Below are 14,729 nucleotides of genomic sequence, written 5' to 3' on the forward strand. Positions count from 1 at the left end.
TTTCGTTATTTATAAATAGTACTAATGTGAATTTACACTAGGGAACAACCGTTTCTCACGTTCACTCTATTGTTTGAAATAAAACGTATTTTTTGTCTATTATCTATACTGCAATAGGTGGCCTATTGACTTGCATATTTAGTTGGTCGAAATTGAAACACTGCGATAAGATGGTGTGGTTATACTATTTGCAAAAATATGTCTCGCTGAAAATACGAGGTAATGCAGTATAAAAATGAAAGTCGAACGCACGGCTATCGGTTATGTCTCCAGCAAAAATCGCTTTACTACATAAACGATATTAATATTTAGTAAGAGATTGACTTGAATGAGTCAAAAAAGTCTAAGGGTAGAACTATGTCTACACAGAACGCGCTCTCAACGATTCTTGTTGAAAAAATAAATAATGACACGCTTGTACTGCCGACGCTTCCAGCAATTGCGTTAAAAGTAAGAAAAGCGGCTGATGATCCTAATATAAATTTAAATGCCATGGCTGATGTAATTGGTCAGGACCCTTCACTAGGCGCCCGTATGATTAAAATTGCAAACAGTGCATACATGGGGCGTAGCGTCAAAGTGACATCCATAGGCCAAGCCGTAACGAGAATTGGTCTGCGCCAAATAAAGAATATTTCTACAGCGCTAGCCATGGAACAACTGTTTGTGTCAAAAAATGACATCGTCACGCGCTATCTGCAAAAAGAATGGGTGAGTACCGTAAGTATCGTTGCGAATTCCATGGCGGTGTTGCAGTTATATGTAGCGAGAACAAAAAAACGTGAGATGAGTCTGGATACTATGACTCTGGCGGCATTGGTTCACAACATAGGTGTGCTTCCTGTATTAACAGAAGCTGAGCGCCACCCTGAAGTCTTTGCTAACCCCTCGTTTCTCGATGTAGCGATAGATAAGCTAGCTGGTCGGGTGGGCGCGAGCATTATGAAAGAATGGGGATTTGGCGAGACCTTTGTTAACGTTTCACAGTATTGGAAAGATCTAAGCTTTATTCCTGAAAACGTCGACTATATTGACTTTGTTCGCGTGGGTGCAGCACTGTCTGGCGCGATGGATAGTCAAAAAGATGCCGTACTGAATTTAGCAATGCAGCGCAACGTGGTAGACGATATTGGTGTATTGCATAGCGATGAGTTTACAGAGCTGTCAAATTCGGCAAAACAAATATTTATGTAAAGCCAAGGGTTTTAAAATCTCGCACCTTATTGAAGTGATGTTAAATTGAATGAGAGCCAGCACACAGTGATTGTGGCAGAAAACGCCTTCGAGCAAACATGTGCTGGCTTTTTATTTAGCGAAGCGTTGTACTGCTAAATAAAAAAGAACGAATTAAGCGGACTTATCCTTCCTTGTTTGTACAAAAAGCAATCCGATCCCAAGTCCAAGCCCCCACACTGCAGATGGTAAAGAAAGCAAACTGAATCCAGATGCGGTGCACAATAGCGTTAACAGAGCTGGTGCCCGATGAGACTGAGTTTCCATACTTTTGGAAAACGCCCCCTGAAGTGTCGCTAGTAAAGCCAATCCTGCCAAGAGATGAATGATGACTTTAGGCATGCTGACAAATAATGCCACAATAACCGATGCACAGAGACCGACTATCAAATAGGCAATTCCAGCAGCTATGGCAGCTTTGTAACGTTGCTGCTTATCCTTGTCTACCTCATTTCCCATACAGACTGCAGCAGTAATCGCGGCAAGATTAAAAGTAAAACCGCCAAAAGGGGCAAGTATTCCCTGCACAACAGCGATGCCAGAAAGTATGGGTTTATGGTCTGGAAAGTAGCCGTTGATATGATGAATGGCGATGCCAGGTAAGTTCTGCGCAAGCGTTGTAATTATAAATAAAGGCACCCCTAAGCCCATGGCGGCCGACCATGAAAATGTGGGGGTAACCCATACAGGGGAAGGAGCAGCGAGCAGGAAACTGTAACTCGGATTGCTGGCCTGGTTATGCATGAAAACGGTCACTATCAAAGATAGAGCTAGTAACACCAACATTAGTTTCTGAGGAAAAAACCGACTGCCAGCTATGTATACGGATAAAAATAGTGCGACGATATAGGGAAACTCATTCACATCATTAAAAATAGCGAGGCACAAGGGCAGTAAAATACCTGCAAGGAGCGCACTTGAAATGGCGGGGGGAATGCGGCTAATTTGCTTAAGTAGAGGTCTGCTTTGCGCAGTTATCAGTGATAAAAAAGCACAGACAATAAAAGCACCAAGCGCATCGCTGTAAGAGTATTGTTCAATGGTAGTTAGTAAAAATGCGGCGCCTGGTGTAGACCAAGCAGTGACAACAGGTACTTTTGTAAGCCATGAAAAGGCAATGCAGGTTAATCCCATTCCAAGCCCTAAGGCAAGCAGCCAACTCACTACCATAGCGTCTGACGCACCGGCGCGTTTTGCTACGTCAATAACAATAACAACGGCACTGCTGTAGCCAACAATAACAGCGGTTACACCTGCACTAATATGCTGTATAGAAAATCCTCTCATCGTATATGCCTTTGTTTAAACGTGGCTACTATTTTTATTTTGAAAAGTAAGCACCGTTACTGAATATGTCGTGCGTTATAACGCACATTTAAAGTGAAGTAAGAGTAGCACTTGTGCGTTATAGCGCACAAGTGTAAAAGTAGCGTATACTGAGCTACGAGGTTTTTCTAATTAATTGACAATAAGGCCAGGTATGTTGGAAGACGGAGGAAACAAAATTACCCATAACGTCGCGCAAAATTTACGACGGATTAGGGGCGAAATAAAGCTATCACTCGATAGTGCGTCTCAATTAACCGGCGTATCAAAAGCAATGTTAGGGCAAATAGAAAGAGGGGAGTCGAGCCCAACCATTGCCACGCTGTGGAAAATTGCCACTGGGCTGCAGTGCTCTTTTTCTTCGTTCTTAGGTAGTTCTACAACAACACAAGAAAAACGCCAAGAAAACAAACAAGAAGACAGCGCCCCACAACCACAGGTTGAGTTGATAGCCGACCCTAATATGCAGGTTGTCACCTTATTCCCCTTTGATCCGCTAACGTCATTTGAGGTATTTGAATTGGTATTATCACAACACCACGAGCAACACTCCACAGCCCACCAAACAGGTGTAACAGAGCGTATTCATGTTCTGTCCGGTGTGCTAAGTGTGATGCAAAATGGTCAGTGGGAAGCGCTAAAAGCAGGGGAGCAATGCGTATTAGCTGCAGATCAGCCCCATGCTTACCGAGATGATGCTGGAAAAACTCGATTTATAGCAATAATACATTACCCCCAATAAACGGCTTTTGGGGGTACTCAGGCCTTAATGAAAACTACAGGTCGTTGTCATTAAGTTTTAATATATTTCGAAGGAACGTTAACAGTGTGGTAATTTCTGCTGACATCAGGGCAAATTCTGCGTCCAAGCGAGCTTCAACTTGATCTTTTGGAACGTCTTCAGTTTCTTCTTTAATGCGGTCGGTAAATTTAATACGCTTTACTGCACCATCTTCACACATTATTGCTGACAGGCTTTCAGCATATTCAAACGCAACCTTTTGGACCAGCTTACCCGCAGATAAATGCAGACTAATTTCGTCGCTATCAAGAGGTTGGTTTTTGCATCGAATGACACTGCCTGTGTCGTCAGCAGATTTCAATTCTGCCTCTTCAAGTAAGTCGATGTTATCTGGTGTCGCGTCTGTTACCCAATGAGTTAATTCGCTTTGCAAGCTATGGCGGGTAAATGGCACTACAGGTAATGAACCAATGGCCTTCCTCACCATGGCAAGAAACGCCTCGGCTTTGCCATCAGAGGATGCATCAACCACGACTAAGTTATCTGGTAACGATATAAAGCCATGGGTATAACTGTTCTTGGTGAAGGCCTGCGGTAATAGGCGCGTTTGAATTTCTTGCTTTAAATCTGTTTTGGCTTTTTTGCCAACCGCAGCGCCAGTTTCCATTTCTATCTTGGCAACCATTTCTTCAAGTTCAGCATTGATTACTGCTGCAGGTAAAATCTTTTCCTGTTTTTTTAATGTTATCCAATAGCGCTGCTGAACACAGTGAAACATGGTGCCCGACTTGCCTGCTTGCGAAAAGGGTGAAGCAAATCCCATCGTTGCCATATCTTGGCTGCCGCAAGGTCTAAAAGCATGCTCGCTAAGCATGCGCTCTAGGTCGTCATCATCTAACGACAGTGGCTGTGTTAATTGAAACGCTTTTATATTTTTAAACCACATAAAAGGGAATATCTCAGTCAAAAATTAGGTCGCAAGCGTAACAACCTACGCGGCACCGCGCAATTGGAAATGCGCAGATGTTTAGTAATGATCAAACCTAGTAACGGTAAGGTGCAGGAAACGTTATTACGTGCTAGTGCTGATTGATTGGAAACATTATTGTATAGCAAAGACCTTTGCCAGGTTCGCTTTGCGCATCAATTTTCCCATTTAACGATTGAGTGACGAGGTTATACACAATATGTGTGCCCAACCCACTGCCGCCAGAGCTTCGTTTAGTGGTAAAGAATGCATCAAATAGTTGCGAAAGCTCGTCTTTTGTTAAGCCTTTACCATCATCTTCGAAGTGCATTACGACTTGTCCATCAACTGCTTCTACAGTTAAGTTGATGTTTCCAATTGCTTTGTCTTCAAACGCATGATTGAGGGAATTTACGATAAGATTGGTAACAATTTGTGCGATGGCACCAGGTGCGCAGGTAACCACTAAATTAGAGGGGCATGTTACTGTAATATTATGTTTTGTTTGTTTGTATCCGGATTTAAGGGATTGAAGTACTTCTTCAATATATTCGCCAAGGTCAAAATCTCGTTCATTTTCGCTGGTTTGGTCAACGGCGACTTGCTTAAAGCTGGCGATCAAATCGGATGCTCTACCGAGATTGCTAAGTAATAGCTTAGCAGTCTGATCCGCCTCGTCAATAAAACTTGCCATACTTTTGCTTGTTAAACTGGTGTCTTCAAAGTCTTGCTTGAGGTTAATTAGTCGTTCTTGTAAAAAGCTTGCCGCAGTAACGCTAACACCTAATGGAGTGTTGATATCGTGAGTAATGCCTGCAACAAGGCCACCTAGCGAAGCCATTCTCTCTGATTCAACCAATTGTTGCTGCGCTTGATGCAGCGTTTGCATTGACCCGGCAAGTTCGTCGTTTTTCTTGCGAAGTTCGCTTTCAATGTACTGTCGATTTTTATTCTCTTGACGTAACTCTCGCTGGTGGGCAATAAGTTCATCTTTTTGTTGCTCCAGGTCCAGCATGATTTGTGACAAAGATGCCGTCTTTTTCGCTACTTCCTGTTCGAGAACCAGATTTTGGTTATCCAGTTTTGAATTTGCAGCAGTGAGTTCGTCCTGGGCGCTTTTCAGCTTATGGTTTGAGGCAATTAAGTCATCAATGACGCCGTTGTACGAGTCTCTTAATTGCAGTAATTCGTTGTCGTCTTTAACTTCGAGATTCAGTTTACTCTCCTCTGGATGTTCAGGGTCGAACATGCCCATCTGCTCAGTAATATTTTGCAGAGGTTCAGACAACATGGTGCGAAACGCGGTCATAAAAAGAAAGACAAGAAAAGTGGTTTTCACAATGGCGTTGCCAATAAGGAAAAATACACCGACCTCGATTCGACTGAAAATAGTGTCGAAACTAGAGTACAAAGTGACATCGCCAACGGTAGATTCTCTGCCAGCGAATTTAAACACGAGGGGAAAGCTATAACTAAATACGCCACCGGAATGGTCTTCAATAACCTCTCGTTCCACTGGGTTGGGTGAGCGACTTCTTCGTATACCCTGCTCAGTAATAAAGTTGCCGTTTTCACCACGTACCTGCAAACCCTCTACAATGGGAATGGACATTAGGCCCTCGGCAATGGCTCTAACTTGGTCGTCGTTAATTTCCCACATGGCGCGCGTTAAGCTAGAAGAAAACGTATTTTTTAAGGTTTGGAGTTCTTCTTCAACGTGGTTCTTTGTGCTGAGATATTCGGTGAATATTTGGCCCACCGTCACAATGAGTGTAAGCGCAAAATAGACTGAAAGTACTCTTGTTAAGAGCTTCCTTGATAACCCTGTTTTAACCGCAGCCATCGATAAACTTGCCCCTGTCTAAAATCGAGTCGTGTCGCTCTATGTACTTTTTGCCTCGTAAGAATATGCAAATTTCTATTAATTAACAAGATTATGTGTTCAAACTATGTACTGAGTAGAATATATGCAAAACTTGACACATAATTGTAATGACTTTAATAAAACTGTCACAGACCACATTAATAATAGCGAAAAATTAGAAATGACTAGGAAAACAAACATGTCTCGCACAATATTGGTGGTTGAAGATGAAGCCCCTATTCGTGAAATGCTAAAATTCGTTCTAGAGCAGTCTGGTTTCAATGTAATTGAAGCAGAAGATTTTGATATTGCCAAAGAGAGAGTGTGTGAGCCATATCCTGATCTTATATTGCTTGACTGGATGTTACCCGGTGGAAGCGGCGTGCAGCTGGCTAAAAGCCTCAAGCAGCATGAGTTCACAAGAGATATTCCGGTTATAATGCTTACCGCAAGAGGCGAAGAAGAGGATAAAATTCGTGGTTTAGACGCCGGTGCAGACGACTATATTACTAAACCATTTTCCCCTAAAGAATTGGTTGCCCGCATTAAGGCTGTTATGCGACGCGTAACGCCAACCTCAAACGAAGAGCCTATTGAGTTTAACGGCCTAAAGCTGGAGCCGGTTTCTCACCGCGTTACAGCAAACGACGAGCCACTAGATATGGGGCCAACAGAGTTTAAACTACTGCACTTTTTCATGACGCACCCAGAGCGCGTGTACAGTCGAGAGTTACTGCTCGACAATGTGTGGGGTACTAATGTGTATGTTGAAGATAGGACGGTGGATGTACATATTCGACGGTTGCGCAAAGCTATCTCCAGCCATGGTCATGATGCTATGATTCAAACCGTTCGAGGTGCCGGATACCGCTTTTCAGGTAGGGCCTAACGCACCATGCTAGGGACACATTGGGCTAGCGCCGATGTGTCCGTCAATGTCTGTAACACGAGTTCCACTATGTATTATCCCTTCTCATGGTTCAGGAGTACGGTTCGTTTATTATTATTCTTGGTGGCGTTTGCCATTGGAGGATGGTTAATTAACGATATGATATTTGCTGTGGCCTTTGGCGCCGTCATTCTTCTACTATTTAACTACTGGCATCTGTACAAATTAAATCGTTGGTTGTGGCATAGCCGAAAAATGTCTCCCCCCACAGTGCGTGGCGTTTGGGAGCATATTTATGAGGGGATTTACTATTTACAGCGCAGAAATCGCAATAAGCGAAAAGAGCTTGGAGAACTGGTAAAGCGCTTTAGGGAAGGGTCAGAGGCATTGCCTGATGCTGCCGTGGTTGTTGACTCTAAAGCGTGTATATTATGGTGTAACCGCTTAGCAAGACTCGAACTTGGTTTGAAGTGGCCGAAAGACGCAGGGCGTCGGCTAGATAATTTAATTAGACACCCAGAGTTTATCCAATATTTTCACGCGGGAAATTATAAATACCCCATAGAAGTACCGTCGCCTACCAATGCCAATAAAACCTTCGAATATCGAATTATGCCATATGGTGGAGAGCATTTACTGCTCATTGCCCGAGATATTACTCGCGTATCCCAGTTAGAGGCCATGCGAAAAGACTTTGTGGCTAATGTTTCCCACGAACTTCGCACCCCATTAACGGTGATTAATGGTTACTTAGAGATTATGACGGAAAGTGACGATACTAATCCTTTCATGAAAAAAGCAATGCGTGAGATGGAAACCCAAACTCATCGAATGCAAAATCTGATAGAAGATCTTCTAGTGCTTTCTCGAATAGAAGCCAGTTCAGAAAGGATTTATGAAAACGTCGTCAATTTTAGTTCTATGCTTGCATTAATAGAGCGGGAAGCTCAGGCGCTAAATAAAGAAAAGCATCATACAATCAAATTTCACATCGAAAATGACTTGTCAGTGTATGGCGTGGAAACAGAGTTACGCAGTGCCTGTTCTAATTTAGTATTCAATGCCGTTCATTACACACCACCAGGCGGTGAAATTAACGTTTATTGGAGTCGTGAGTCTGGCGGCGCTCAGTTCTCTGTTATTGATAATGGCGATGGCATTGAGCCAACCCATTTAAATCGACTTACCGAGCGTTTTTATCGAGTTGATAAAGCCCGCTCAAGAAAAACGGGTGGTTCTGGGCTCGGGCTGTCTATTGTGAAACACGTGCTCAGCCATCATAATTCCTCTCTTGAGATAACGAGTGAGATTGGAAAGGGGAGCCATTTTTCATTTGTGTTAGATAACGAACTTATAGCCGAACAATCGTAATCACTAGCTCATGACGTTGGTGAAAAAATGCGAGAACATAAGAGCCATATTATAAAAGTATGCAGATAGAGGTGGATAATTAAAGGTGGGAAAATGAGGGTAATGCGATCCGCACATACAGTTACTTCAGTAATAGCGTTTTCAATCGCTATTTTTTCGCAGGCTACTTTTTCTCAAGTTAATGGCTCGCAAACGGTTAGCATGCACGCTGCACTTTCACAAACTAGCGGCGCAAAGATGAATAATGCACCTCCTAGTGTCGACTCTTTTAACACGTCAGATACGGCACAAGACGCTTTGAACAATCTATCCGCAGAAGATACCAGCGCATCAGTAGCACTAAGAACGTCATCTGTACCCAATTACGAGCGAGTGCCTGGCGTTGCCGGAAAACTGTCGTCGGTGGGGTCCGACACGCTTGCCAACTTGATGACTTTCTGGTCTCAAGAGTTCAAAACTCTGTATCCTCAGGTAGGTTTTCAAATTCAGGCCTCCGGCTCATCAACCGCGCCGCCCGCGCTTATTGAAGGCACAGCTACTGTCGGGCCAATGAGTAGGGCGCTGAAGCCCAGTGAAATTAGAGACTTTATTAATGTTCACGGGTATCCACCCACGGTGTTAAAAGTGGCTATGGATGCCATCGCTATTTTCGTGGATAGACGAAACCCGCTTCAAGGTATGACGTTAGAAAACGTTGACGCCATTTTTTCTCAAACCTTATATTGCGGTGCAGAAGAGCAAATAAGCCGCTGGTCACAACTAGGCGTGGATGACACTGGGTATCGTTCACCAATTCGGCTCTACGGGCGCAACTCGGTATCAGGTACCTACGGGTTATTTAAAGTGACAGCTTTATGCGATGGCGATTTTAAAAATACGGTGAATGAACAGCCGGGGTCGGCATCGGTTGTGCTTTCAGTTGCAAGTGGAACGGGCGCTATTGGCTATGCAGCCTATGGTTATAAAACCGCAGGAGTGAGGGCGCTAGCGTTAGGTGAAAGTTTAGATAGCCTAATCCCACTATCTATAGATACTGTGCGAGATGAGAGCTATCCTTTCGCGCGTTTTCTTTATCTGGTGGTCAATAAAAAACCGGGTGAGCCATTGCCTACCCTTGAGCGAGAATTTATCCGCTATATTTTATCGCGGCAAGGACAAAACCAAGTTATCCGTGATGGATACTTTCCCATTCGCGAAGATGTTTTGTTGCGACAGCGTCGTCTGTTGGAGGGAAATGTACAAAGCGTTGGAGTTGTTAGTGAATAACACATGGAAACGATGGGTGTTGGAAAATACGCTGAAAGGCGTGAGCGGCAAAAAACTGTATTTAACCCTAATAAAGCATGGATTCGTTCACGATGAAATTATTCCTTTATTGGGGGCAAATCTATCGCTAGAACAAATAGAGCAACTGGCAATTAGACATAAGGTGTTAATACCACAGCCAGCTTTTATCGGCGATGATACCATTGAAGTTGAAATGTTTGGCGATAGCGATTTTTGTGTTTACAGGCTCTCTCGCTTTTTTGATTCAGCGCTATGTAAGGATGCTGTCGGCAGCATTAAGAAAGCACTTAGGCCATCAACTATCACCACAGTAGGCAGTAATAAACTCCAGACCTATCGCACATCAAAAACATGCGACTTTGCAAGCATTGAAAAAGGTTTGGCTGAACGTTTAAGCGAACGTTTAAAATCACTGATGGGAATTGTCCACGATACGTCCGAACCTATTCAGGCCCAACACTACGATAGAGGTCAGGAATTTAAACAGCACACTGATTACTTTGAGCCGGGCTCTTCTGAATATAGTAAGTTTGCTGGTAATCGTGGGCAGCGCAGTTGGACGTGTATGGTCTATCTTAATTCTGTTCCGCATGGCGGTGAAACAGAGTTTTTGCATTTAGGTAAGCGGTTCTCGCCCTCTGAAGGGGATGTGTTGGTGTGGAATAATCTCAATGAAGACGGCAGCACAAATCCTCTCAGTCTTCACCAAGCACACCCTGTCCACATCGGCGAAAAAGTCGTTATTACGCAATGGTGTCGCGTACCAAATAAATAATGAACCTTTTATTACACTGTCACAATGTAACAAAAGTGTCATTAATGTTATGTAGTCTTCTCCGCTGATTAGTACAAGATCTTATTTCCAGCGGAGAAATTAATGTTTATCAAGCAAAGCTTCAAAATTTCTGCAGTAGCAGCAGCACTTGTGTTGGCTGGTTGTGGTGGTGACATCAATATTAGCGAAGGCGACGTTATCGACAACTCAGATAACTCTTCTGTTGTTAACAATCCAGCCCCAACGCCTACTCCGACACCTACGCCAACACCGACTCCAACTGATGCGAACAATCCGTTCACACAAGGTTTGGCAACAGATGTTTCTGCAGAGTTCCCTTCAATTACCGATAAGCCAGTTTATCGTGTTAATGACGGAACTACCTTTGTAGAAGACGTTACTTTTACCGCTGATGCACACTGGATTTTACAAGGTCGTACGGCAATAGGCGGCGATAATGTAGATTCTGCAGTGCTTACTATTGAAGCAGGCACCACTATTATCGGTGAATCGGGTGAAGATTTCTTAGTAGTACGTCGTGGTTCACAAATTGAAGCTGAAGGCCGCGCTGATGCGCCTATCGTGATGACTTCAATTCAAGATGTAACGGGCCAAGAAACGGATATCGGTCAATGGGGCGGCTTAGTGGTTCTTGGTCGTGCTCCTGCTAATAGCTGCGGCGATCAGGTTGGCGAAACCACAGAAGATGAATTAGCGAACTGTGGTGTAGCTGCAGAAGGTGACGCAGGTCAGTTTGGCGGCAACATTGCTGACGACGACTCTGGTTCAATTCGCTATGTTGTCGTGAAGCACGCTGGTCGTACACTAGGTAATGGTGATGAACTTAACGGTATCACGCTTGCGGGTGTAGGCTCTGAGACCACAGTGGAATATATTCAAGTACACCAAAATCTTGACGATGGTCTTGAGTTCTTCGGTGGCACGGTTAACGTTAGCCACGTTGTGCTTACTGCTAACGGTGATGACAGCCTAGATTGGTCGTTCGGTTGGACAGGTCATGCGCAATACGTTTATATTCAACAAGATGCGAACGCGGGTGATAATGCTATCGAAGCAGATAACAGCGAATTTGACGCAGCGGCGCGTCCATTAACCAAGCCACGGGTATCTAACGTGACGATTGTTGGTGCAGCTGATACGAATGGTGTACGTCTGCGCGCTGGTACAGCAGGTCTCATCAGTAACCTTCTTGTTGTTGGCCCTGAAGGGTACAACAATTGTCTTCGTATAAATGGCGACGAAAGCGTAGCAAACGCCGAAAGTGGCGAGCTGGCTATCACTGGCAGTATTATTTCTTGTGCAGACGATGCTGAGCAGTTTACATCTGATAATATTGGCGGCGTATCAACCCAAGAGTGGTTCTTAGCGCAAGAAGGCAACCAAGTGCTTCCTACTGCGCAGCTAGATCTTGCTGCAAACGGTTACGCACCTTTGCCAGGTTCTGTACTGCTAACCAGCGGTGTTGACCCACGCGATATAGACACGCAGCTAGAAAATGCCCAATACGTCGGTGCATTTGACGGTCAAAGCAACTGGATGACCGGTTGGACCGTCGGCGTTAACGGTGGTTTCCCAACAGATGTACAAAATGCGTTTGAGCAAGGACTCGCAATCGATGCATCTGGACAGTATCCACAAATTACCGATAAGCCTGTTTATTTATTAGACGCTGACACGACATTTACATCAGATGTTACCTTAACCAACGATGCTCACTGGGTACTAAGTGGCCGCACGGCCGTGGGTGGTGATAACGTCGATAGTGCAACATTATTTATCGAAAATGGTACTACTATTATTGGTCGTGCTGGTGAAGATTTCCTTGTCGTGCGTCGCGGCTCTAAAATTGAAGCGCTGGGTTTGGAAAATGCGCCAATCATCATGACCTCGATCCAGGATGTGACTGGGCAAGAGACGGATATAGGTCAATGGGGAGGTTTGGTGGTACTAGGTCGTGCACCAGCAAACAGCTGTGGTGATCAAGTAGGCGAAACAACACCTGAAGAGCTCGCAAGCTGCGGTGTAGCTGCCGAAGGCGATGCAGGTCAATTTGGTGGCGATAACCCTACTGATGACTCAGGTACTATTCAATACGTTGTCGTGAAACACGCTGGACGTACGCTGGGGAACGGTGACGAGCTTAACGGTATTACGCTTGCGGGTGTAGGTTCTAGTACTAATGTAAGCCACATTCAAGTACACAAAAACCTAGACGACGGCCTAGAGTTCTTTGGCGGCACGGTCAGCGTTCGTTATGTGGTATTAACAGATAATGGCGATGATAGCTTAGATTGGTCTTTCGGTTGGACAGGGAACGCACAGTTTATCTACGTTCGTCAGAACGAAGAAGCAGGCGACAATGGCATAGAAGCTGATAACAGCGAATTTGATGCAGGCGCACGCCCTCTTACTAACCCAACTATCGCAAATATGACCATTGTTGGTGACAACACAAACAACGGTGTACGTCTACGTGCGGGTACCGCAGGTAAAATTCACAACTTAGTGGTAACCGGTCCTGAAGGTTATCAAAACTGCTTACGTGTTAACGGTGCAGAGTCAGAGGCGCTTGCTACATCTGGCGACCTAACAATGACGCACTCAACAGTTGCATGTACTGAAGCAACGAACTTTGGCAATGACTTTACTCGCAACTGGTTTACTGGCCAAAACAGCAACACGGTAAGCACAGCGAATGCACTGCGCCTTAGCGTAGACGGCAGAACGCCACTTGATGGCTCTCCACTGCTAGGCACGGGTCTTGACCTTTCTGAAACGAATGGTTTCTTTGTGCCTACTGACTACCAAGGTGCGTTTGACGGCGAAAACGATTGGACAGCAGGCTGGGCATTCTTACCAGGTAACTTCCCAACCAACCTTCAAAACGCTTTTGACCAAGGTTTGGCGACTGATGTTTCGGCTGATTTTCCGCAAATCACCGACAAGCCAGTTTATTTGCTTGACGCTGACAGTACGTTCACTGCCGACGTTACACTCACTAATGATGCACACTGGGTTTTGAACGGTCGTACTGCAGTGGGTAACGATAACGTTGACCCTGCCACCCTTTGGATTGAGCAAGGCACAACGATTATCGGTCAAGCAGGTGAAGACTTCTTAGTGGTTCGTCGCGGATCTAAAATTCAGGCGTTAGGTACAGCTGCTGCACCTATCGTTATGACTTCTATCCAAGATGTTACCGGTCAAGAGACTGACATTGGTCAGTGGGGCGGCTTAGTTGTGCTAGGTCGTGCACCGGCTAACAGTTGCGGCGACCAAGTGGGTGACACTACGCCAGATGAACTGGCTAACTGTGGTGTTGCCGCAGAAGGTGATGCTGGTCAGTTTGGTGGCAACGTTGCTGACGATAATTCAGGTACGATTAACTACGTTGTAGTGAAGCACGCTGGACGTACACTAGGTAATGGCGATGAGCTTAACGGCATCACGCTAGCGGGCGTAGGTTCTGGTACTGCAATAGATTACATCCAGGTTCACAAAAACCTAGACGATGGTCTTGAGTTCTTCGGCGGCACAGTAAGCGTTAAGCACGTAGTATTAACTGCAAACGGCGATGATAGCCTTGATTGGTCTTTTGGCTGGAATGGCAACATCCAATTCGTTCTTATCAAGCAAGACGAAGCTGCTGGTGACAACGGTATTGAAGCGGATAACAGTGAGTTTGATGCTGCTGCAAGACCGTTGACTAATCCCACAGTGGCTAACCTAACTGTTATCGGTGACAATACAAACAATGGTGTTCGTCTACGCGCAGGTACTGCAGGTTCACTTTATAACGTGCTGGTAACTGGCCCTGAGAACTATACTAACTGCCTTCGTGTGAACGGCGCAGAATCTCAAGCACTAGCGACTAACGGCACTCTGTCAATGGAAAGTTCTATAGTGGCTTGCTCTGAGGCGAACAACTTTGATTCAGATTTCGCTCGTGACTGGTTCACAGGTGAAGCGTCAAACAGAGTTGTTGCTCCAGATGGTCTTGGACTAGCCACAAACGGCTACCAGCCTGCTGCAGGTTCGGTTCTTCTAGAAGGCGCTACTGACGTTCAAGAAATCAACAGCTTTTTCGACAGTGTTGACTTTGTTGGCGCGGTAGGCGAAGAAAACGACTGGACTGAAGGGTGGGTTACGGTAGGTCTGGAATAGTCACATCAATCGCACAACGCAATGTGGCGCTCTATAAGAGCGCCACGTTTTATGCGTTAAAGCACGTGTTGTTCTAGATTTTCGGAGTTT

10 protein-coding genes are annotated in these 14,729 nt (G+C 44.9%); 7 read left to right on the plus strand and 3 right to left on the minus strand.

Features of this window, described 5'->3' with window-relative positions; translation table 11 throughout:
- Window positions 1-357: 357 nt before the first annotated feature.
- Entirely contained in the window at window positions 358-1,194 is an 837-nt protein-coding gene (locus ACOJR9_RS03445; RefSeq protein WP_420934996.1) for an HDOD domain-containing protein, read from the plus strand.
- A gap of 153 nt (window positions 1,195-1,347) precedes the next feature.
- Here ACOJR9_RS03445 and ACOJR9_RS03450 read toward each other — a convergent pair whose 3' ends face one another.
- Window positions 1,348-2,520: a benzoate/H(+) symporter BenE family transporter gene (locus ACOJR9_RS03450; protein ID WP_420934997.1), complete on the minus strand. Its 1,173-nt coding sequence runs from the start codon at window positions 2,518-2,520 to the stop codon at window positions 1,348-1,350.
- Between the two features lie 193 nt (window positions 2,521-2,713).
- Between ACOJR9_RS03450 and ACOJR9_RS03455 the strand changes: the two genes are divergently transcribed.
- Window positions 2,714-3,301, plus strand: coding sequence for a helix-turn-helix domain-containing protein (locus ACOJR9_RS03455; RefSeq protein WP_420934998.1), 588 nt, complete (start codon window positions 2,714-2,716; stop codon window positions 3,299-3,301).
- 34 nt (window positions 3,302-3,335) lie between these two features.
- Here the strand turns inward: ACOJR9_RS03455 and rdgC are convergent, their stop codons facing one another.
- Both rdgC and ACOJR9_RS03465 read right to left on the minus strand, forming a co-directional pair.
- Window positions 3,336-4,247, minus strand: coding sequence for a recombination-associated protein RdgC (gene rdgC / locus ACOJR9_RS03460; RefSeq protein ID WP_420934999.1), 912 nt, complete (start codon window positions 4,245-4,247; stop codon window positions 3,336-3,338).
- Between the two features lie 133 nt (window positions 4,248-4,380).
- Window positions 4,381-6,111, minus strand: a complete 1,731-nt coding sequence (locus ACOJR9_RS03465; RefSeq protein WP_420935000.1) for an ATP-binding protein — start codon at window positions 6,109-6,111, stop codon at window positions 4,381-4,383.
- A 220-nt stretch (window positions 6,112-6,331) separates the two neighbouring features.
- Here ACOJR9_RS03465 and phoB point away from each other — a divergent pair, with 220 nt between their 5' ends.
- The 5 genes from phoB (at window position 6,332) to ACOJR9_RS03490 (ending at window position 14,639) form a co-directional block, all read left to right on the plus strand.
- Window positions 6,332-7,021, plus strand: a complete 690-nt coding sequence (gene phoB / locus ACOJR9_RS03470) for a phosphate regulon transcriptional regulator PhoB (RefSeq protein WP_420935001.1) — start codon at window positions 6,332-6,334, stop codon at window positions 7,019-7,021.
- Between the two features lie 69 nt (window positions 7,022-7,090).
- Window positions 7,091-8,392: a phosphate regulon sensor histidine kinase PhoR gene (phoR, locus tag ACOJR9_RS03475; protein ID WP_420936032.1), complete on the plus strand. Its 1,302-nt coding sequence runs from the start codon at window positions 7,091-7,093 to the stop codon at window positions 8,390-8,392.
- A 237-nt stretch (window positions 8,393-8,629) separates the two neighbouring features.
- On the plus strand, window positions 8,630-9,658 hold the full coding sequence (locus ACOJR9_RS03480; protein ID WP_420936033.1) for a PstS family phosphate ABC transporter substrate-binding protein: 1,029 nt from the start codon (window positions 8,630-8,632) through the stop codon (window positions 9,656-9,658).
- Window positions 9,651-10,454 (plus strand): prolyl hydroxylase family protein, encoded by an 804-nt coding sequence (locus ACOJR9_RS03485; RefSeq protein ID WP_420935002.1) that lies wholly within the window; start codon window positions 9,651-9,653, stop codon window positions 10,452-10,454. The genes ACOJR9_RS03480 and ACOJR9_RS03485 overlap by 8 nt, the downstream gene beginning before the upstream one ends.
- A gap of 102 nt (window positions 10,455-10,556) precedes the next feature.
- The gene (locus tag ACOJR9_RS03490; RefSeq protein WP_420935003.1) at window positions 10,557-14,639 is read left to right on the plus strand and encodes a hypothetical protein; all 4,083 of its coding nucleotides are present in this window, start codon (window positions 10,557-10,559) and stop codon (window positions 14,637-14,639) included.
- Window positions 14,640-14,729: the final 90 nt, after the last annotated feature.

The organism is Alteromonas ulvae, from assembly GCF_048987005.1.
GTDB lineage: Bacteria > Pseudomonadota > Gammaproteobacteria > Enterobacterales > Alteromonadaceae > Alteromonas.